Annotated in this window: 15 protein-coding genes; 6 read left to right on the top strand and 9 right to left on the bottom strand. The window is 58.8% G+C overall.

Going from position 1 to position 20,039, the window contains the following annotated elements:
• Nucleotides 1-442: 442 nt before the first annotated feature.
• Nucleotides 443-2,989, bottom strand: coding sequence for an ExeM/NucH family extracellular endonuclease (locus DW349_RS12220; protein WP_162824639.1), 2,547 nt, complete (start codon nucleotides 2,987-2,989; stop codon nucleotides 443-445).
• Nucleotides 2,990-3,276: 287 nt separating this feature from the next.
• Between DW349_RS12220 and DW349_RS12215 the strand changes: the two genes are divergently transcribed.
• The 3 genes from DW349_RS12215 to DW349_RS12205 all read left to right on the top strand — a co-directional run bounded on the left by DW349_RS12215 (nucleotide 3,277) and on the right by DW349_RS12205 (nucleotide 6,086).
• Nucleotides 3,277-3,597 carry a heavy metal-binding domain-containing protein gene (locus tag DW349_RS12215; RefSeq protein ID WP_108125055.1) on the top strand — a complete coding sequence of 107 codons (321 nt, stop codon included), beginning with the start codon at nucleotides 3,277-3,279 and terminating at the stop codon, nucleotides 3,595-3,597.
• Nucleotides 3,598-3,720: 123 nt separating this feature from the next.
• A complete protein-coding gene (locus DW349_RS12210; RefSeq protein ID WP_108125056.1) occupies nucleotides 3,721-5,205 on the top strand; it encodes a SulP family inorganic anion transporter in 1,485 nt (494 codons plus the stop codon).
• Nucleotides 5,205-6,086 (top strand): universal stress protein, encoded by an 882-nt coding sequence (locus tag DW349_RS12205; protein ID WP_108125057.1) that lies wholly within the window; start codon nucleotides 5,205-5,207, stop codon nucleotides 6,084-6,086. Before DW349_RS12210 ends, DW349_RS12205 begins: the two co-directional genes overlap by 1 nt.
• Before the next feature lie 8 nt (nucleotides 6,087-6,094).
• On the opposite strand, the gene DW349_RS12200 is transcribed toward DW349_RS12205, so the two are convergent.
• Both DW349_RS12200 and DW349_RS12195 read right to left on the bottom strand, forming a co-directional pair.
• The gene (locus tag DW349_RS12200) at nucleotides 6,095-6,448 is read right to left on the bottom strand and encodes a hypothetical protein (RefSeq protein WP_108125058.1); all 354 of its coding nucleotides are present in this window, start codon (nucleotides 6,446-6,448) and stop codon (nucleotides 6,095-6,097) included.
• Entirely contained in the window at nucleotides 6,445-6,987 is a 543-nt protein-coding gene (locus tag DW349_RS12195; RefSeq protein ID WP_108125059.1) for an LOG family protein, read from the bottom strand. Before DW349_RS12195 ends, DW349_RS12200 begins: the two co-directional genes overlap by 4 nt.
• A 103-nt stretch (nucleotides 6,988-7,090) precedes the next feature.
• On the opposite strand from DW349_RS12195, the gene DW349_RS12190 reads away from it, so the two are divergent.
• Nucleotides 7,091-7,939, top strand: a complete 849-nt coding sequence (locus DW349_RS12190; protein WP_108125060.1) for a putative RNA methyltransferase — start codon at nucleotides 7,091-7,093, stop codon at nucleotides 7,937-7,939.
• A 54-nt stretch (nucleotides 7,940-7,993) separates the two neighbouring features.
• Here DW349_RS12190 and DW349_RS12185 read toward each other — a convergent pair whose 3' ends face one another.
• Entirely contained in the window at nucleotides 7,994-8,737 is a 744-nt protein-coding gene (locus DW349_RS12185; RefSeq protein WP_108125061.1) for an SDR family oxidoreductase, read from the bottom strand.
• A 98-nt stretch (nucleotides 8,738-8,835) separates the two neighbouring features.
• On the opposite strand from DW349_RS12185, the gene DW349_RS12180 reads away from it, so the two are divergent.
• The gene (locus DW349_RS12180) at nucleotides 8,836-9,735 is read left to right on the top strand and encodes an AraC family transcriptional regulator (RefSeq protein ID WP_108125062.1); all 900 of its coding nucleotides are present in this window, start codon (nucleotides 8,836-8,838) and stop codon (nucleotides 9,733-9,735) included.
• Between the two features lie 47 nt (nucleotides 9,736-9,782).
• Here DW349_RS12180 and aceF read toward each other — a convergent pair whose 3' ends face one another.
• The 5 genes from aceF to hexR form a co-directional block, all read right to left on the bottom strand.
• Nucleotides 9,783-11,672, bottom strand: coding sequence for a pyruvate dehydrogenase complex dihydrolipoyllysine-residue acetyltransferase (gene aceF, locus DW349_RS12175; RefSeq protein ID WP_108125063.1), 1,890 nt, complete (start codon nucleotides 11,670-11,672; stop codon nucleotides 9,783-9,785).
• 26 nt (nucleotides 11,673-11,698) lie between these two features.
• Complete coding sequence (aceE, locus tag DW349_RS12170) at nucleotides 11,699-14,356, bottom strand: pyruvate dehydrogenase (acetyl-transferring), homodimeric type (protein ID WP_108125064.1); 2,658 nt, start codon at nucleotides 14,354-14,356, stop codon at nucleotides 11,699-11,701.
• Nucleotides 14,357-14,615: 259 nt separating this feature from the next.
• A complete protein-coding gene (gene pyk, locus DW349_RS12165; protein WP_108125317.1) occupies nucleotides 14,616-16,058 on the bottom strand; it encodes a pyruvate kinase in 1,443 nt (480 codons plus the stop codon).
• Nucleotides 16,059-16,153: 95 nt separating this feature from the next.
• A complete protein-coding gene (gene gap / locus DW349_RS12160) occupies nucleotides 16,154-17,179 on the bottom strand; it encodes a type I glyceraldehyde-3-phosphate dehydrogenase (protein ID WP_108125065.1) in 1,026 nt (341 codons plus the stop codon).
• Between the two features lie 247 nt (nucleotides 17,180-17,426).
• Nucleotides 17,427-18,287 (bottom strand): transcriptional regulator HexR, encoded by an 861-nt coding sequence (gene hexR, locus DW349_RS12155; protein ID WP_108125066.1) that lies wholly within the window; start codon nucleotides 18,285-18,287, stop codon nucleotides 17,427-17,429.
• A gap of 246 nt (nucleotides 18,288-18,533) precedes the next feature.
• On the opposite strand from hexR, the gene zwf reads away from it, so the two are divergent.
• On the top strand, nucleotides 18,534-20,015 hold the full coding sequence (gene zwf, locus DW349_RS12150; protein WP_108125067.1) for a glucose-6-phosphate dehydrogenase: 1,482 nt from the start codon (nucleotides 18,534-18,536) through the stop codon (nucleotides 20,013-20,015).
• Nucleotides 20,016-20,039: the final 24 nt, after the last annotated feature.

Below are 20,039 nucleotides of genomic sequence, written 5' to 3'. Positions count from 1 at the left end.
CCTAACTTGCGTTCACATAAATTGATGTGCGAGCTTTTGTGGTGGCTAATTCGTCACCAAGAATAACTTTTACCCTCATCAGGCTAATGGCAGAGGGTCTATCGTCTGATTTAAAAGTGAAGCACGTTTTTGCGGGCATTCAAGGCGTATTCATCTTGCTGGCTTCCTGAGCGACGGTCCGCTTATCGCTGCCAGTATGTAGGTAAGACTCAATTATGAGTTCGGCAATCATTCGACCTGGCTGTTGGGGTTGGCGAGGTGAATATCGGAAATGAACACAGCGCGTACGCGACGTTGGGTCATGGCTCAGTCTCCCATGGCAGAGTCAGGGCAAGGCAGGCTGGGTGACAGCAGGACGACAATGACGTGACGCTTTGGTGACAATTTCGTCATAAAAAAGGGCTGCCAGTGGCAGCCCTTGGTTTGTTTCGACGCGGCGGTGTTACAGCCGTTTGGTGCGGCTGTCGGTCGCGCCGTCGTTATCGGTGACGGTCAGGGTGACGTCACGGCTGTGCTGGCGTTTCACCTGGCTGACGGACAGCAGTTTCCAATCGCCACTGAAGGTCAGGTTGCCAATCCGCCAATCCTGGGCGGTGAGGTAACCGTCCGGGTCGTGGCTGTCGCTGATGAACAGGTACCAGAACAGAATCTTGTACACCTTGAAGTGCGCCACGGGCGGCGCGTTCATCGCCAGATCGATCACCACCGGGTCGTGGTCGGACGAGCGATAGGGCGTCGGCGCGTAGAAGCTTTCAATCTGGCCGGCGGACTTGAAGTTGGTGTTGTAATCCAGCGCCAGCGGTTCGTCGGTGTTGATGTGCCAGTCCTGCACATCCAGCACTTTGGCGGCCAGGCTGGCGCTTGCCAGAGCGTGGTCGAGGTTGCCGCTGGCGCCGTCAAAGACGTAGGAGTATTCGCCGTTGGCTTTCAGTGAGTGGTAACCGCCGTCGGCCAATGTCTGCACCGGGTCTTCCATGGAATAGGCGTTCAGGTCGCCCATGATCAGTACGTCGGCATCGGCAACGCCGGTCGGGTTGCCGGCGAGCCAGGCGACCATGGCTTGGGCTGCGGCGGTGCGGGCACCGTTGTAGGCGCCTTGCAGGTCACTGGACTCACAGTCGTCGAAGTCGGCGCAGTTGCCGTTGCCCTTCGACTTGAAGTGGTTGACCACCACGGTGAAGCGGTCGCCACTGGCGGCGTGTTCGAAACTTTGCGCCAGCGCCGGCCGGTTCAGATCGTCGATGAACAGCGGCTCGCCTTCGTCGTCCAGCGGTGAATTGCTGCTGTCGAGAATGCGCGCCATGTTAACCGGCGAAACCACTTCCGGCCGATACAGCAGGCCAACGGCAATGGCATCGGTGCCAATCTGGCTGACGCCCGGGGCGACGAAATCGTATTCCTCGCCGGGAATCTGGGTGGCGTTCAGCGCTTCGGTCAACTGGGCGATGGCGCTGGTGGCGCCGAAGCCGTCGTTTTCAATTTCCATCAGGCCGATGACGTCGGCATCCAAGGCTTCCAGCGCGGCAATCAGCTTGGCCTGCTGGCGTTCCAGTTCCAGCGGCGTTTCGGCGCCACGGTCGGTCGGGAAGCCGCCGCCGAGGCCGTCACCGTTGAAATAATTGAGCACGTTGAAGCTGGCCAGACGCAGGTTGGCGCCGACGGTGGCGGTCGGTTCCAGCGTGCGCGGGTTGGTGCCGAGGAAGGTCGGCGTGACCGTCGGAATCACTTTGTAAGCGCCGAAGCCGTAGTTCAGCACGCCGGTCAGGCCGGGCAGGGTGTCGCCGATGCGCAGGCTGTTGTACGCCGACAGACCCGGCGCCGGGAAAATCAGCGGATCGGGGTTCTGACTGCTGATGCCGTCTTCGACCAGCAGCGCATTCAAGGCATTGGCCTCGGCAACGGCGATGGCTGGTGCACCCGGCGCGGCGACTTCAGTCGGGATATAGCGACGGCCGTTGCCGATCATGAATTCGCCGTAGCGGCCGAGTTGGTAGACCTCGTTCACGGTCAGAATCTGGTTGAAGCTGACGCGCATGCCTTCCACCGCTTCCAGATCGTTCAGCTCGGCCAGTGGCAGGCTCAGACCGGCCGCGCTGGGCAGCGTCTGGCCGCTGGCGCAAATCTCGATACCGGCAATCTGGTTCAATTGCGTCAGCCCGAAGTATTCGTCGACCTGGCCGTTGACGACGACCTTGTCGCCGACCGACACCATTGGTGTGCTGGCGTAAATAAACAGGCCTTCTGAGGTGCTGGCGTCGCCGTCGGCATCGGCGTTTTCTTCCTGCACAAAGAAGCCGCTCATCTCGTTACTGCCCTGCAGTTCGGCGACGACGATGGCTTCGATGGCGACGCTCTGACCGATTAACGGCGAGCTTGAACCGCTGCCCTGAATGGCGGAAATCAACGTCATGGCGTCGCCGCATTGCGCCAGTGTCGGGTCGCCGCCGTCACCGTTGTCGGTGCCAGCGTCGCCCAGATAGGCGAAGGTGTTTTGCGGGTAGCTGTCCCATTGTTCGGCCGGGTCAAAGGCGGTGTCGTATTGCGGATCGCCCTGGGTGATGCCGGCTTTGCGCACCAGCGTGACTTCACCGCCGTAGTAGTCGGCGTTACCGACCTGACCGATGCGATCCACGACCACGCCATTGTGTTTGAGCACCAGGGCGTCGTTGCCGTTGAAATTGGTCACCGCGCTGGTGATGTCGGCGACATCCAGAATGGCGCTGACGGCATTGCTGTTGGCAATCACATAGTCGTCGCTGGCGGCCAGAGTGCCGCTCAGGTTGAGCCCGGATTGCACGTTCAGATTGCCGTTGGAATAGAGTTCGATGCGGTATTCGGACAGATCGACGGCGCTGGCGCCGGTGTTGGTCAATTCCAGTGCTTTGTTGTTCGACGAGCCTTCGATGTACTCGCTGAAAATCAGATCGGCCTGAGCGGCGGTGCTGACCAGCACCGTTGTCAGCGCCAGTATCGGCAGTTGGGTCTTCATGGGGTTCCCTCGGGTTGTGGTGCGTTGAACGGTTGAATCCCTGACGTTCCTCCGTTTTGGCCTGACCCAAACGGAACCGCCGAACATCGACAACTGGTTTCAGTGTGTTGAACGACTGGTCAGCTTTTGCGACCAGACTTCACCCTAGCGATTTTTCGTGACAGGGCAATAACTTCTTGATGTCGGTTTGGGTATCGCCGGATTGGCTGTGTTGCTGACTTCTGACCGATGCCGGTTGGGCCCGCTTTGCTATGCTGGCAGCCTCTTTCCAAACAGGACGTTTTGCCATGCTGAAAACCACCACCAACACCGTTGAAGGCCGACCGATTGTTGAGTATCTGGACATCGTAGTCGGTGAAGCCATTCTCGGTGCCAATATTTTCAAAGACGTTTTCGGCGCCATTCGCGACATCGTTGGCGGTCGTTCGGCGGCGTACGAACGCGAAATGGGCAAGGCGCGCGAAACCGCCTTTGCCGATATGGAAGAGCGCGCTCATGCCTTGGGTGCCAACGCCATTGTCGGCATCGACATCGATTACGAAGTGGTCGGTGATCGCGGCAGCATGATGATGGTCAGTGTCAGCGGCACCGCCGTGCGGCTGGGCTGAAACGAAGCGGGCGCGCGGCCTTGTCATAGCGGTCACAGCCGCTATGATGCGGCCTCCTTGCGCGCCTGCCGGTCATTTTCTGCAACACTCAGCAGTGCGCTCACCGACATAACCGAGGTTCGCATGCTGTTTTTATCCCGCCGTCAGGACTGGTTTGGCAATCTGCGCGGCGACTTGCTCGCCGGCATCGTCGTCGCTCTGGCGCTGATCCCCGAAGCCATCGCTTTCTCCACCATTGCTGGCGTTGATCCCAAAGTCGGCCTGTATGCGTCGTTTTGCATCGCGGTCATCACCGCCGTCACTGGCGGTCGCCCCGGCATGATTTCTGCCGCCACTGGCGCCATGGCGTTGTTGATGGTCACGCTGGTGAAAGAACACGGCCTGCAATATTTGCTGGCGGCGACCTTGCTGACCGGCGTGTTGCAGATTATCGCCGGCTACTTGCGGCTGGGCTCGTTGATGCGGTTTGTGTCGCGCTCGGTGGTCACAGGATTCGTCAACGCGCTTGCGATTTTGATTTTTATGGCGCAGTTGCCGGAACTGACTGGCGTCACCTGGCATGTGTACGCGGTCACCGCCGCTGGCCTGGCGATCATTTACGGCTTTCCTTATCTGAACAAAACCATTCCTTCGCCGCTGGTTACCATTCTGTTTTTGACGGGCGTGGTGGTTTGGCTCGATCTGGACATTCGCACCGTTGGCGATCTGGGTCAGTTGCCCGACGCCTTGCCGGTGTTCCTGTGGCCGCAGGTGCCGCTGAACTTCGAAACGCTGGCGATTATCTTCCCGTATTCGGCGAGTCTGGCCGTGGTGGGTTTGCTGGAATCGCTGATGACGGCGACCATCGTCGACGATCTGACCGATACCAGCAGTGACAAAAACCGCGAATGCAAAGCCCAGGGCCTGGCGAATCTGGGTGCCGGAGTGCTCGGCGGTATGGCCGGTTGCGCCATGATCGGCCAGTCGGTGATCAACGTGAAATCCGGTGGCCGTGGTCGCTTATCGACGCTGACGGCGGGCATTGTTTTACTGCTGCTGGTCGTCTTCCTGAAAGACTGGGTGTCGATGATTCCAATGGCCGCGCTGGTGGCGGTGATGATCATGGTGTCGATCGGCACCTTTAACTGGGGCTCGGTGCGCGATCTGAAAAAACTGCCGTTATCGACCAATCTGGTGATGATCACCACCGTGGTCGTGGTGGTCTGGACGCACAATCTGGCCTTTGGTGTACTGGCCGGCGTGTTGTTGGCGAGCCTGCTTTTCGCCAACAAGGTCGGCCACTTTATGTACGTCCGTTCGGAGTACGATGACGCCAGCGACACCCGAACGTATCAGGTGGTCGGCCAGGTGTTTTTCACTTCGGCGGAAAAATTCATCGCCGCCTTTGATTTCAAAGAGGCGGTTGAGCGGGTGGTGATCGATTTGAGCCGAGCGCATTTTTGGGACGTCACCGCCGTCGGCGCGCTCGATAAAGTGGTCATCAAATTCCGCCGCGAAGGCGCGACGGTGGATGTAATCGGCCTGAACGACGCCAGCGAAACCATCGTCGACCGCTTCGGCGTGCACGACAAACCCGATGAAATCGACAAAGTTCTGGGAGCCCATTAATGGCTAATGACAACAATAATAAGAACCTGACCGGCAACATTCTGACCTGCATTGACGCTTCAAAATTCAGCGGCGCGGTGTGTGATTACGCCGTCTGGATGCACCAACGCATCGGCGCGCCGGTGCTGTTGCTGCACAACCTGGAACAAGGCCCGATGATCGTGCCCAACGATTACAGCGGCACCATCGGCTTAGGCAGCCGCGAAACCTTGATGCAGGAATTAACCGACATTGAAGCCGAGCGCAGTCGCTTATTGCTGGAGCAGGGCAAGTTGATGCTCAGCGCCGCGCGTGACCGCCTGCAACAGGCCGGTGTCGCCGAGCCGCAACTGAAACAACGCCACGGCGGCTTAACCGAATCGCTGATCGAACTGGAAGACGACATTCGCGTGCTGGTGCTCGGCATTCGCGGCGAAGAACGCGGTGACGACGACCGCCATCTGGGCGGCCATCTGGAAAGTATTCTGCGCTCGCTGCACAAGCCGGTGCTGGTGGTGAACAGCGAATTCACCGAGCCCAAGCGCGTCATGCTGGCCTACGACGGCAGCGACGCCTCAGGCAAAGCGCTCGACATGCTCGCTACGCGGCCACTGTTCAACGGTCTGGAAATTCATCTGGTCACGGTGGGCGAAGATCCGGGCACGGCGCAATCGCTGCAACAGGCGGCAACGCTGAAACTGCGCGACGCCGGTCACAACGTTACCGCTGTCACTTTAGGCGGCAAACCCAGCGAAGAACTAGTGCGCTATCAGGCCGATCACGACATCGACCTGACCTTGATGGGCGCGTTCAGCCACACCCGCTTGCGCGATCTGGTATTGGGCAGCCTGACGGTGAAAATGCTGTTGCGTGCGAATAAGCCGCTGTTGTTGTTGAGATAACGGTTGGGCTAAGGATTGGAGCCGGCATCGTCGTCGGCTTTCCAGACTTTAAACAGATAGACGTAAAGCGCGATCACCAAGGCTGCGGCCAACACCGTCGCCAGCCACGACGGCTCGGCGACCACTTCCGGGTTCACCGTCATCCCCAAACCGCCAAGAGTGATCACCTGTTGCGGCATCAACCAGCGGGTGCGAGGCCGTGGCTTGAACGACAGCCGGACGGTGAAGTGCAACGCCATTGGCAGTGCTGCCAGCAACAAACCCCACCACGGACGATTGGCGTCGTTCAGCAGAATTTCCAACAGCGCCAGCAGCAGCGATACGGCGATTAAGGCTTGATAGCCGCGCACGAAGTTCGTCATGCCGGATACGCCTCCAAACGGTCGAGCAGGTCGTCGACGTTATCGGTCACAATCAAACTGGCGGTTAAATCGGACCAGGCGAATTCTTGCTGAATCATGCGTTCAATCATCGCCAGCAGCGGGTCGTAATAGCCGTTGAGGTTGAACAGCGCGACCGGCTTGTTGTGGTAGCCGAGCATGCGCCAGGTCCAGACTTCGAACAGTTCCTCCATCGTGCCGGGGCCGCCGGGCAGGGCGACAAAGGCGTCGGCTTCGCCGGAGAGAATGGCTTTGCGTTCGTGCATGGTGTCGACGATGTGCAAGTGCGTCAGGCCGTCGTGCGCAACTTCCTTCGACACCAACGCCTTGGGAATGGCGCCAATCACCTCACCGCCGCCGGCCAGAACGGCATTGGCGACCGCACCCATCAAGCCTACCTTGGCACCGCCGTACACCAGATGATGGCCGCGTTGCGCCAAGCGTTCACCCAACTGCTGAGCCGATTGCACAAAGGCCGGGTCTGAACCGGGTTTGGATCCGCAAAATACCGTAATATGCATGAACGACGCCTCCGGGCGGCACTGAACTCAAACGGGGCCGCCATGGTAACGCAAGCCAGCGACACTGATGAGGCGAGCGCAACAAAAACAGGAAGATCACCCTATGCCCATTGATGCCTTTGACGCCCTGGCCTGTCCGCTGGATGGCGAAGCCCTGCACCGGCACGACAACGCCTGGGTTTGTCCGCAAGGCCACAGTTACGACCAGGCGCGTCAGGGCTACACCCATCTGCTGCCGGTGCAGCACAAACGCTCCAAAGAGCCGGGCGATTCCAAAGCCATGGTCGAGGCGCGCCAGCGCTTTCTGGCGGCCGGTCACTACCAGCCGGTGGTGGAGCTGATCGCACGACTGTGTTGCCCGAACCCCTTGCCAGAAACGACTTTCAACATCCTCGATGCCGGCTGCGGTGAGGGTTATTACCTGCGCGAATTTTCACTGCTGGTGCCGGAGTCGATGCGCGTCGCCATGGCCGGTCTGGACATCTCCAAACCCGCAACCCTGGCCGCCGCCAAACAAGACAAACGTCCCACCTGGCTGGTTGCCAGCAACGCACACCTGCCAGTGCAGGACGCCAGCCTGGACCGGCTGCTGTGCATCTTTGGCTTCCCGGTCGCTTCGGAATTTGCACGAGTGTTGAAACCGGAAGGCCGGCTGATTCAGGTCGATCCAGGCCCGATGCATCTGCACGAACTGCGCACACTGTTGTACCAGCAAGTTGAAACCGAACTGGAACCCAAAGCACCAGACTTGGACGGCTTCCGATTAGTCGAAGAAGATGAAGTGAGTTACCGCTTCCATCTGACCCGCGCCGATGACATTCAGGACTTACTGATGATGACGCCGCACGGCCATCGCGCCTCAGCCGAAGGCAGGGCTCGGGTGGCGCAGTTGTCGGAACTGGAATTGACGGCGGAAGTGTTTGTGCGGGTGTATGAGCCGTTGGTGGGATAAAGCGGCGGGGATAAAAAAACGGTGGCTCAGGCCACCGTTTTTTTTTGAGCTGAGTCAGCTCGCCTGAGCTAACGCCACCGCATCAGCCCCGGCGGGAAAGCGAAGCTGGCCGGTGGTGTCGGTCGCGGCGCGGAAGACGCCTTGGGCGACGTCGATGGCTTCGGTCACCGCCATGGATTGCCCCAGGCTGGCAAAGATCTGCTCGGCGAAGGGTGCGTAGGGTTCGGTGACCAGACCGGCCATACGCTCAGCGCCGTTGGCGGCGAACTGGGTAGACGGGCCGTAGCCGGGTTCAACCAGTTTGGCTTGCACATTAAAGCCGGCCAGTTCCAGCGCCAGCGATTCGGTGAAGCCTTCGATAGCGGTTTTGCTCGCGGTGTAGACGGCGACCAGCGGGAAGGGCGCCAAGGTTGCGCTTGAAGTGACGTTGACGATCACGCCCGAGCGGCGCTCCCGGAACTGCGGAATCACCGCCTGGTTCATTGCCATGACGCCGAAGGTATTGGTAGCGAACACGTCCGCAATGGTCGTCATGGGCGTGGCTTCAAAGGCACCGAACAAACCGACGCCGGCGTTGTTGACCAGCACATCAATCGGGCCGGCTTGTTCCAATGCGGCAGCGATGCTGTCGGCGCGGGTGACATCCAGTGCAATCACTCGCATCCGGGGCGATTCGGGCAGCAACTCGGGGCGCGGTGTGCGCATGGTGGCAATGACATTCCAGCCTTGGTCGTGGAAATAACGGGCGGTTTCCAGGCCGTAGCCTGATGAGCAGCCGGTGATCAGAACGGTTTTCATAGCGAGTCTCCTCTTGGGTTGGGGTGACGTTACGATAGCCAGCCGAAACAGGACTTGCTACGATTCAAAGTCCGTTATTAATTTGCGAGAGTCCGATTATGGTCGATCCTTTATCGGAAGTTATTAGCCTGCTGCAACCGCGGGCCGTGTTCAGCAAGATCATCAGTGGCGCTGGCGTCTGGGCGGTGCGTTACGCCGCCTATGACCAGCCCAGTTTCAGCGCGGTGTTGGAAGGCCGCTGTCGGTTGCAGGTGGCTGATCAGCCACCCATTACTCTGGAAGCAGGCGACTTTGTGCTGATGCCTTCCACTCCGGGCTTTGTGATGTCGGGGTTTGAGCCAACGCAGGCTGAATTTATCGACCCCAAGCTGGCGCCGGCGCCACCTGGAGAAGTGCGTCATGGCCGCCAGGATGGCCCGCCGGACGTGCGCATGCTCGGCGGCAGCTTTGTGTTCGGCTCGCCGGACTCGGCCTTGTTGGTGTCTCTGTTGCCGCTGTTGCTGCACGTACGGGCCATCGATCGGTTGCCGGTCTTGGTGCAGTTGGTGCGCGACGAATCGTTAGCGCAGCGACCTGGGCGTGAGCTGGTGTTGGCGCGACTGGTCGAAGTCTTGTTGGTTGAAGCCTTGCGCGCCAATACGGCGGACGACGCCCCGGTTGGGTTGTTGCGCGGCCTGGCCGACAGCAAACTGGCCGCGGCCATGCGCGCACTGCACGCCGAACCGGCACGTGCCTGGACGGTAGAAGCGTTGGCGGCCAAAGCCGCGTTGTCGCGGTCGGCCTTCTTCGAACGTTTCAGCCGGGAAGTCGGCGTACCGCCAATGGAGTATTTGCTGGCCTGGCGCATGTCGCTGGCTAAAGATTTATTGCGCCGCTCGGACATGGCCATCGCCACCGTTGCGCAACAAGTCGGCTACGGCTCGGCCAGCACCTTCAGCACGGCGTTCAGCCGACACGTGGGTCAGCCGCCTGGGCGGTTTGCGCGAATGCAGGCATAAAAAAACCGGCCCATAGGCCGGTTTTTGTTGGATCAACGTCAGGTTGATCAGAGCACCAGACGACGCACGTCCGCCAATACCTGAGTCAGGTAGGTGGTGAACTTGGCGGCGTCGGCACCATTGACCGCTTTGTGGTCGTACGACAACGACAGCGGTGTGAAGGTGCGCGGCACGAACTCTTTGCCGGTCCAGAACGGTTTCACCTGGTTTTTGGAAACACCCAGGATGGCCACTTCCGGCGCGTTGACGATTGGCGTGAAGGCGGTACCGCCCAGGCCGCCGAGGCTGGAGACGCTGAAGCAGCCGCCTTTCATCTCGTCGGCTTTTACTTTGCCATCGCGGCCGCGTTTGGCGTAGTCGATGATTTCTTCGGCAATCTGCCAGATCGACTTCTTGTCGGCGTCTTTGATCACCGGAACGATCAGGCCGTTCGGCGTGTCGACGGCGACACCGATGTTGACGTAGTGCTTCTGCACGTAGCGTTTGCCATCGGCCATCAGCGAGACGTTGAAGTTCGGGAATTCGACCAACGCCGCAGCACAGGCTTTGACGATAAAGGCCAGCGGGCTGATCTTGACGCCGCGTTTTTCCATTTCCGGTTTCAGCGAGTTGCGGAAGGCTTCGGTGTCGGTGACATCGGCTTCGTCGAATTGGGTCACGTGCGGAATGTTGACCCAGTTGCGCCACATGTTGGCCGCAGTGATCTGCTGAATCCGGCTGAGTTCCTTGATTTCGACTTCGCCGAATTTGCTGTAGTCCTGATCCGGAATCGGCGGAATGCCGGAACCGCCGGTAGCACCCGCAGCCGGTTCGGCCAGGCGCTTCTTGACCCAGGCAGCGACGTCGTCTTTGACGATGCGGCCTTTCGGACCGGAACCCGGAACCAGCGCCAGATCGACACCAAATTCGCGCGCCAGTTTGCGCACTGACGGGCCGGCGTGAATGTCTTTCGACGGCCGTGTCAGTTCGGCTTCGTGGGCGCTGGCGAGTGTCGGTGCCTGTGGTTCGGCAGCCGCTTTCGGTGCCGGCTTGGATTCAGCAGGAGCCGCTGCGGCCGGTGCCGGAGCACTGGCGTCGCCACTGGTTTTGATGTCGATCAGCACGGTGCCTTCGGACACGTCGTCACCGACGTTGACCTTGACCGCCAATACTTCACCGGCGGTGTCGGACGGTACGTCCATGCTGGCCTTGTCGGATTCCAGCGTCACCAGGGTGTCTTCCTCGGCGATGGTGTCGCCGGGCTTGACGTGAATCTCGATGATGCTGGCTTTGTCCATGCCGATGTCCGGCACTTTGACCTGACGCGTTTCGCCACCGCTGCTGGCTGGTGCGGCGGCCGGAGCCGGAGCACTGGCAGCCGTAGCGGGCGCTGCAGCGCCGCCGGCGGTTTTGACTTCGATCAGCACGGTGCCTTCGGAGACGTCGTCGCCTTCTTTGACCTGGACTGAGACCACTTCACCAGCGGTGTCGGTCGGTACGTCCATGCTGGCCTTGTCGGATTCCAGCGTCACCAGGGTGTCTTCTTCGGCGATGGTGTCGCCGACTTTGACGTGAATCTCGATGATGCTGGCTTTATCCATGCCGATGTCCGGTACTTTGACCGCGCGGACTTCGCTGCTGGCTGCACTGGCCGGTGCTGGGGCGGCTTCAGCCTTGGCTTCCGGAGCGGCGGCGGGCGCAGGGGCAGCGCTGTCGCTGCTGCCTTCGACGTCCAGATAAAGGATTTCGTCGCCTTCGGAAACGGAATCGCCTTCTTTGACCTTAATTTCTTTGACGGTGCCGCCTTTGGAGGCGGGTACGTCCATGGACGCCTTGTCCGACTCCAGCACGATCAGCGTGTCGTCTTCGGCGATCACATCGCCGGGTTTGACGCTGATCTCAATGATGGTCGCCGCGTCCATACCCAGATCGGGTACCTTGATAATTTCAGTTGCCATGATGACTCCTCAACGCCTCAACCGACTCAGGCGGTTACCGGATTGGGTTTGTTCGGGTCCAGCTTGAACTGCTTGATCGCCTTGGTGACTTCGCCGGCTTCAATGCTGCCTTCATCGGCCAGCGCCTTCAGCGCGGCGACGACGATCCAGTAGCGGTTCACTTCGAAGAAGTGACGCAGCTGGGCGCGTGAATCACTGCGGCCGAAGCCGTCGGTGCCGAGCACGTAATACGGCTGCGGAACCCACTGGCGGATCTGGTTGGCGTAGTTCTTCATGTAATCGCTGGCGGCGACGATCGGACCACGGCGGCTTTCCAGCATCTCGGTGACGTAAGCCTTACGCGGCGCGTCTTCCGGGTGCAGCATGTTCCAGCGTTCTGCGTCCAGACCGTCGCGGGTCAGTTCGTTGTAGCTGGTGACAGCCCAGACGTCGGCCTGAATGCCGAAGTCGTCGCGCAGCAGAGCGGCCGCAGCGCGGACTTCCTGCATGATGGAACCGGAACCGAACAGTTGTACGGCTTTCTTGCCTTTCTTAACGCCGTCTTCAAGCAGATACATACCACGCTTGATGCCATCGACCATCTGCGGTTCCAGGCCCGGGTTGTGGTAGTTCTCGTTCAGGGTGGTCAGGTAGTAGAAGACGTTTTCGTTGTCTTCGACCATACGCTTCATGCCGTCCTGAATGATGGTGACCACTTCGTAGCCGTAGCTGCAGTCGTAGGACACACAGTTCGGAATAGTGCCAGCCAGAATGTGGCTGTGGCCGTCCTGGTGCTGCAGGCCTTCGCCGTTCAGCGTGGTACGGCCAGAGGTAGCGCCGATCAGGAAGCCGCGCGCCTGTTGGTCACCCGCCGCCCAGGCCAGATCGCCAATGCGCTGGAAGCCGAACATGGAGTAGTAGGCGTAGAACGGAATCAACTGCTTGTTGTAGGTGCTGTAGGCAGTGGCCGCGGCAATCCAGGAGCTCATCGCGCCGGATTCGTTGATGCCTTCCTGCAGAATCTGACCTTTCTGGTCTTCCTTGTACCACATGACCTGGCCCTTATCCTGCGGGATATAGAGCTGGCCGTTGGGTGAATAAATGCCGTACTGACGGAACAGACCTTCCATACCGAAGGTGCGCGCTTCGTCGGGCACGATGGGCACGATGCGATCGCCGATTTCCTTGTCCTTGAGCAGGTTGGAAATCATCCGCACGAAGGTCATGGTGGTGGAGATTTCGCGGTCGCCGCTGTCTTTGGTCAACGCTTCGAACGATTCCAGTGTCGGAACTTTCAGCGTTTCCTTGGCTTCCTGGCGACGCATCGGCAGGTAACCGCCGAGTGTGTTGCGGTGGTTGCGGATGTACTGCATTTCCGGGCTGTTTTCGTCGGGGCGGTAGAACGGAATGATGCCCGCTTCGAGGTCGGCGTCGGAGACCGGTACGCCACAGCTGTCGCGGAAAGCTTTCAGCGAATCCACATCCAGTTTCTTCAACTGGTGGCTGGCGTTCTTGCCTTCGCCGGCTTCCAGACCATAACCCTTGACGGTGTGCGCCAGGATCACAGTCGGTTGGCCGTTGTTGTCGTTGACCGCACGTTGGAAGGCCGCAAAGACTTTGTACGGATCGTGGCCGCCGCGATTCAGACGGTAGATGTCGTCATCGCTCATGTCTTTGACCATCTCGGCCAGTTCCGGGTACTTGCCGAAGAAATGTTCGCGGGTGTAGGCGCCGCCGTGGGCTTTGAACGCCTGCAATTCGCCGTCGACCACTTCGTCCATGCGCTTCTGCAACAGGCCTTTGGAGTCTTTGGCGAACAGCTTGTCCCAATGACGACCCCAGACCACCTTGATGACGTTCCAGCCGGCACCACGGAATACACCTTCCAGTTCCTGGATGATTTTGCCGTTGCCGCGTACCGGGCCGTCCAGACGCTGGAGGTTACAGTTGATGACGAAGTTCAGGTTGTCGAGGTGTTCACGACCGGCCAGCGCAATGGCGCCCAGTGATTCCGGCTCGTCCGTTTCTCCATCGCCGAGGAAGGCCCAGACGCGACCGCCTTTTTCGATTTCACCGCGGTTTTCCAGGTAACGCATAACGTGCGCCTGGTAAATCGCTTGAATCGGGCCCAGACCCATGGATACGGTCGGGAACTGCCAGTAATCCGGCATCAGCCAGGGGTGCGGGTAAGACGACAAACCCTTGCCATCGACTTCGCGACGGAAGTTGTCGAGCTGATCTTCGCTCAGGCGGCCTTCAACAAAAGAACGCGCGTAGATGCCCGGAGAAATGTGGCCCTGGAAGTAAACCATGTCGCCCGGATGAGTGTCGGTCGGGGCGCGCCAGAAATGGTTGAAGCCCATGTCGTACAAAGTCGCAGAAGACTGGAACGAAGAAATATGGCCGCCCAGGTCGTCGCCGGATTTGTTGGCGCGTACCACCATGGCGACGGCGTTCCAGCGAATCATGGCGCGGATTTTCCGCTCCATTTCGTTGTCGCCAGGGTACTTCGGTTCGTCTTCCAGATTGATGGAATTACGGAACGGGGTGTTCAGTGCAAAAGGAACGTCCGGGCCGCTCTGGGTGATGTTGTCGGACAGACGCTTGAGCAGAAATTGCGCGCGGTCGGTGCCTTCTTCGCGCATGACAGACGCGAGCGCGTCGAGCCATTCCTGCGTTTCAATTGGATCGATATCGTGTGCCATAAAGTTCAGACCTCTTCCCCTTTTGGGTTGAATCCTCAACGAGTTGAGTCGGTTGACGATCGCCGTACTTTTTTGAGTTGTGGGCGACCGGCCTGTAAAAAACTGAGTTCCGTCACTTTAGCTGAAACTGCTCAGCGCGCTGTGATGGCAGCGAAGTGACTTCGGTCAGCGAAATTTCGCTTTTTGCGTTTCCCTGATGCACAAACGGCAGCCATGGTGGCTGCCGTTTTGGGTCCCGAAGTTTGGTCGGTGCGCCTTTTTACAGGATATTGCCGACACTGACAATCTTCAGGGTGTTGGTGCCACCGTGGACGCCTTCGTGATCGCCGTAGCTCAAAATCACCAGGTCGCCGTCCTTGACGATGTCCCGTTTTTTCAGTTCTTCAACGGCCACACGATTGATCTGATCGTCAGGCACGCTTTGAATGTCGAACGGAATCGCTTCAACGCCACGATACAGCGCAACGCGGCGCGCCGTGGTGTCGTGACGGGTCATCGCGTAGATCGGCATGCCGGAACTGATGCGCGACATCCAACGCGGCGTCGCACCGGATTCGGTCATGCAGATGATCGCTTTAACGCCGCGCAAATGGTTCGCAGCGTACATCACTGACATGGCGATGCTTTCGTCGATACGGTGGAACTCTGTGTTCACCCGGTGGCGCGATTGCGTGGTCAGCGGGTGTTTTTCCGCACCCAGACAGACGTCGTGCATCACCTTGACGGTTTCTACCGGGTAAGCGCCGGCGGCGGTTTCGGCCGAGCACATAACGGCATCGGTGCCATCGAGTACGGCGTTGGCGACATCGAACACTTCCGCCCGCGTCGGGAACGGATTGTCGATCATCGACTCCATCATCTGAGTGGCGGTGATGACAACGCGGTCCAAAGTACGGGCGCGTTTGATGATGTGTTTCTGCACGCTGATCAGCGCCGGGTCACCAATTTCCACACCCAAATCACCGCGCGCCACCATGACGACGTCGGACGCCAGAATGATCTGATCGAGAGTGTCGTGGTTCAGCGTGGCTTCAGCGCGTTCCAGCTTGGCAACGACTTCGGCGGTAGAGCCGGCAGCGGCCAATAACTGGCGCGCTTCGTTCATGTCTTCAGCGTTACGCGGGAAGGAAACGGCGATGTAATCGACGCCAATTTCGGCGGCGGTTTTGATGTCTTCTTTGTCTTTCTCGGTCAACGCCTTGGCCGACAAACCGCCGCCCAATTTGTTGATGCCTTTGTTGTTCGACAGCGGTCCGCCTTGAATGACGGTAGTGTGCACCGCCAGGCCTTCGACTTTTTCGACCTTCACTTTGACACGGCCGTCATCGAGCAAATAGATGTCGCCCGGTTTGCTGTCTTGCGCCAGCGCCGGGTAGTCGATGCCGACTCGGGTGTTGTCGCCGGCGGTTTTATCGAAACCGACGTCGAGAATAAAAGCCTGACCGTCTTCGAGTTGGACTTTGGTGTCCTTGAAGCGGGCAATGCGAATTTTCGGGCCTTGCAGATCGCCAAGAATGGCTACAGAACGACCGTGTTTGGCGGCAATCTCACGCACGGCGTTGGCGCGGCCTTTGTGATCGTCGGCGCTGCCGTGGGAGAAATTCAATCGAACCACGTTGGCGCCGGCGAGAATCAGTTTCTCCAGCATGCCTGGCTTGTCGGTGGCCGGGCCCAGAGTGGTTACGATCTTGGTGCGTCTCATCGTCATGAAGAGTCTCTTGTTATGCTTCCCCGCCCAAAACGCGGGTCATTATAACGAAAAAAGCCCGGACGGTGTCCGGGCTCTACAGGTGTTGCTTATTTAGCGTTCATCAAAGCAACGGTGTTGTCCAACATGCGGTTAGAGAAACCCCATTCGTTGTCATACCAGGACATGACTTTAACCAGACGGCCCTGAACGCGGGTTTGAGTCGCGTCGAAGCTGGAGCTGTACGGGTTGTGGTTGAAGTCGGTAGACACCAGCGGTTCTTCGTTAACGGCCAGAACAGACGCCAGTTTCTTGTCGGCGGCAATGGCATCAGCGATGACTTTGTTGATTTCTTCAACGCTGGTGTCGCGGCTGGCGGTGAAGCTCAGGTCAACCAGAGAAACGTTGGCCGTCGGGACGCGAATCGACAGACCGTCGAACTTGCCTTGCAGTTCCGGAACCACCAGACCAGTGGCCGCAGCGGCACCAGTCTTGGTCGGGATCATGTTCAACGCCGCCGCACGGGTGCGGTACAGGTCAGAGTGATACACATCGCTCAGGCGCTGGTCGTTGGTGTAAGAGTGAATGGTGGTCATCAGGCCGCTTTCGATACCGACGCTGTCGTTCAGCACCTTGGCGACCGGCGCCAGACAGTTGGTGGTGCACGAAGCGTTGGAGATAACGGTCATGTCGGCAGTAATAACGTTGTCGTTAACGCCATAAACCACGGTCGCATCGACGTCTTTGGCCGGTGCGGAAATGATGACTTTCTTAGCGCCGGCGGCAATGTGCTTGCTGGCGTCGGCTTTGGAAGTAAAGAAGCCGGTGCATTCGTAGACGACGTCGACTTTCAATTCTGCCCACGGCAGGTTGGCCGGGTCGCGCTCAGAGCAGGTGACGATCTTGTCGCCGTTGATGTACAGCGCTTCGTTGTCGTAGTCGACCTTGCCGTTGAAGCGGCCGTGAACGGTGTCGTACTTGGTCAGGTGAGCATTGGTTTTGGAGTCACCCAGATCGTTGATGGCAACGATTTCGATGGGGTAATCCTTGCCGTCCTGCTTGGCTTCGTACAGCGCTTTCAGGACGTTCCGGCCGATGCGGCCATAACCATTAATCGCAACGCGGATCTTGGACATGATGCTGTGCTCCTATGCGTAAAGAGGCGGTTTTTGCGCCACCGCCGTTCGAAGTGCGAGGCGCCGCGAAACGGTTTCAACGGAGCCTCTGAAGCTTGTCATTTGTTGTAGCTTATTTACATCGTTATACAACAAAGCGGCGGCATTCTGCCACTGATCGGCCAGATTGAACAGCAGTTTGTAGTTTTATTACATGATTTGGATCAACAGAACCGACTGAGACGAAGCCGCAAAGCGCGGGCCTGGTTCAGTCGGTTTCCGGTGACTTGTAGCGGGTTTCGGCCAGAGCGGCCTTGATGCGCTTCAGGTGGCTTTGGAATTCCGGGCCGTGTTTCAGGATGACACCGGTCGCCAGCACGTCGATCACCGTCAAGTGCACAATGCGCGAGGTCATGGGTGTATAGATGTCGGTGTTTTCCGGGCTGTCGACACCGAGCAGGATGTGGCTGTCTTCAGCCAGCGGGGAGTGCGGCTGGGTGATGGCGATAACAGTCGCGCCGGAATCGCGCGCAATGCGGGCGGTTTCCACCAAAGCGATGGTGCGGCCGGTGTTGGAGATAATGATCACTACGTCGCCGGGTTTGGTCGCAGCGGCGGCCATGCGTTGTTGCAGCACGTCGGTGTAAGCGACGCAGGGCGTGTTCATGCGGAAGAACTTGTGTTGGGCGTCCATGGCGACACTGCCGGACGCGCCCAGGCCATAAATCTCAATGCGCCGCGCTTGCGCCAATGCATCGACGGTGCGGCTCAATGCATTCGGATCGATGGAGCGTTTGGCGTCGGAGATGGCGCTCATCGTGGCTTCGAAAATCTTGCTCGAATATTCCTCGACGTTGTCGCTGGCTTCGACGTTGCGATTCACATAAGGCGTGCCGGTCGCCAGGCATTGCGCCAGCTTTAATTTGAAATCGGGGAAGCCGGTGCAGTCGAGGCTGCGACAGAAACGGTTGACCGTCGGTTCAGACACATTGGCGGCTTTGGCCAGGCTGGCGATGCTGGAGCGAATGGCTTTGTTCGGGTCTTCTAGAATCACCTGGGCGACCTTGCGTTCGCTCTTGCTCAGGCAACTCGGGTTCGACTTGAGTCGCTCCAGAATGTTCAATGACATGCGTGCGCTATCCTTGGGTGGTCGCCTTGGGCTGGTGTCTTGAAAAAGGGCGTTAAGCCTTCAGTGGTCGCTGGCGGATTGTAGGGAATTCGCCGGGCCAGCGAAAGGCTGAGAACCGCTGCCGGTCGGCCTGCTGTGGTCCGATCGGGTTGTTGTAAAATTACAATTATAGGCGACAGTACGCCTTTGATACCGTAAAATTGGAAAAAAACTACAGTTCACTCGATTAAGGTCTCGGAGTCTTTTATGGATCAACTGACAGCCAGCAGTCCCTGTAATGTCGTCATCTTCGGCGGCAACGGCGATCTGGCTATCCGCAAACTCTTGCCGGCGCTGTATAACCTCGATCGCACTGGCTACCTGGGTGACAACACCCGAGTCATCGGTGCGTCGCGGACCGATCTGGGTCACGACGGTTATCTGGAACTGGTCAAGCAAGGCCTGGACCAGTTCGTTGATCGGGAAGAATGGGACGAGACCGTTTGGGATCGTTTTTCCAAGCGCCTGACCTACGTTGCCGTCAACGCGCGCGAGCCGGAATCGTTCAAAAATCTGGCCGCCGAACTCGATCAGGATTTCACCTGCCAGGACACCGTTTATTACCTGTCTACCGCGCCGGACTTCTTCGGTGAAATCAGTCGCAATCTGAACGAAGCGGGCCTGGTGAATGAAAACAGCCGGGTGGTGTTGGAAAAACCCATCGGTAAAAGTCTGGCGTCATCGAAAGTGATCAACGACGGCGTGTCGAAAATTTTTGCCGAGAACAACATCTACCGCATCGACCATTATCTCGGTAAAGAAACGGTGCAGAACCTGTTGGCCGTGCGCTTTGCCAATGCGCTGTTCGAGCCGGTGTGGACCAACGCCCACATCGACAACGTACAAATCACCGTTGCCGAAACCGTCGGCGTGGAAGGCCGCTGGGGTTACTACGACGATTCCGGCGCGCTGCGCGATATGATTCAAAACCACTTGCTGCAGTTGCTCTGTCTGGTCGCCATGGGTGTGCCGGTGTCGCTCGACGCCGATGCAGTGCGCGCAGAAAAACTGAAAGTGCTGAAATCGTTGCAGACGATGAGTCTGGACAAGGTGCGTCGCAACACCGTGCGCGCTCAATACGCGGCCGGTAACGTCGGTGGCAAAGCGGTGCCCGGTTATAAAGAAGAAGAGGGCGGCAAACCCAATTCGCAAACCGAAACTTTCGTTGCCATCCGCGCCGATATCCACAACTGGCGCTGGCGCGGTGTGCCGTTCTATTTGCGCACCGGTAAACGACTGCCCGCACGCTACAGTGAAATCGTCATTCAGTTCAAAGACGTACCGCACTCGATTTTCCCGGACGGTTCGAATCTCGCGGCGAACAAGCTGGTGATTCGTCTGCAACCGGAAGAATCCATTCAGCTGAACATGATGAACAAGCTGCCCGGTCTGGGTGAAGGCATGCAGGTGACGCCGGTAACGCTGAACCTGACCATGCCCGATCACATTGCCGACTCACGCGTACCCGAAGCCTACGAACGTTTGATCCTCGACGTCATTCGCGGCAACTCGACCCTGTTCGTCCACCGCGATGAAGTCGAAGCCGCCTGGGTCTGGGCCGATGCGATTCTCGACGGCTGGAAACAAGCGACCGTCGCGCCGCACAGCTATCCGGCTGGCAGCTGGGGCCCGCAAGCCGCATTCGAACTGGTCGCCCGCGATGGCCGCAGTTGGCATGAAAGCAATTGATGACGCTGAACGCTTGACGGGAGA

Source organism: Saccharospirillum mangrovi (genome assembly GCF_003367315.1).
Taxonomy (GTDB): domain Bacteria; phylum Pseudomonadota; class Gammaproteobacteria; order Pseudomonadales; family Natronospirillaceae; genus Saccharospirillum; species Saccharospirillum mangrovi.
Note: the sequence above shows the minus strand (reverse complement) of the source record. Positions and strands in the feature narration are given on the sequence as shown.

What these genes read in the sequence shown, in the direction of transcription:
- zwf (WP_108125067.1), top strand. Translation starts at nt 18,534, where the DNA reads ATGGATCAACTGACAGCCAGCAGTCCCTGTAATGTCGTCATCTTCGGC.
- DW349_RS12195 (WP_108125059.1), bottom strand. Translation starts at nt 6,987, where the DNA reads ATGCATATTACGGTATTTTGCGGATCCAAACCCGGTTCAGACCCGGCC.
- aceF (WP_108125063.1), bottom strand. Translation starts at nt 11,672, where the DNA reads ATGGCAACTGAAATTATCAAGGTACCCGATCTGGGTATGGACGCGGCG.
- DW349_RS12210 (WP_108125056.1), top strand. Translation starts at nt 3,721, where the DNA reads ATGCTGTTTTTATCCCGCCGTCAGGACTGGTTTGGCAATCTGCGCGGC.
- gap (WP_108125065.1), bottom strand. Translation starts at nt 17,179, where the DNA reads ATGTCCAAGATCCGCGTTGCGATTAATGGTTATGGCCGCATCGGCCGG.
- hexR (WP_108125066.1), bottom strand. Translation starts at nt 18,287, where the DNA reads ATGTCATTGAACATTCTGGAGCGACTCAAGTCGAACCCGAGTTGCCTG.
- DW349_RS12200 (WP_108125058.1), bottom strand. Translation starts at nt 6,448, where the DNA reads ATGACGAACTTCGTGCGCGGCTATCAAGCCTTAATCGCCGTATCGCTG.
- DW349_RS12215 (WP_108125055.1), top strand. Translation starts at nt 3,277, where the DNA reads ATGCTGAAAACCACCACCAACACCGTTGAAGGCCGACCGATTGTTGAG.
- DW349_RS12185 (WP_108125061.1), bottom strand. Translation starts at nt 8,737, where the DNA reads ATGAAAACCGTTCTGATCACCGGCTGCTCATCAGGCTACGGCCTGGAA.
- DW349_RS12205 (WP_108125057.1), top strand. Translation starts at nt 5,205, where the DNA reads ATGGCTAATGACAACAATAATAAGAACCTGACCGGCAACATTCTGACC.
- pyk (WP_108125317.1), bottom strand. Translation starts at nt 16,058, where the DNA reads ATGAGACGCACCAAGATCGTAACCACTCTGGGCCCGGCCACCGACAAG.
- DW349_RS12180 (WP_108125062.1), top strand. Translation starts at nt 8,836, where the DNA reads ATGGTCGATCCTTTATCGGAAGTTATTAGCCTGCTGCAACCGCGGGCC.
- DW349_RS12220 (WP_162824639.1), bottom strand. Translation starts at nt 2,989, where the DNA reads ATGAAGACCCAACTGCCGATACTGGCGCTGACAACGGTGCTGGTCAGC.
- aceE (WP_108125064.1), bottom strand. Translation starts at nt 14,356, where the DNA reads ATGGCACACGATATCGATCCAATTGAAACGCAGGAATGGCTCGACGCG.
- DW349_RS12190 (WP_108125060.1), top strand. Translation starts at nt 7,091, where the DNA reads ATGCCCATTGATGCCTTTGACGCCCTGGCCTGTCCGCTGGATGGCGAA.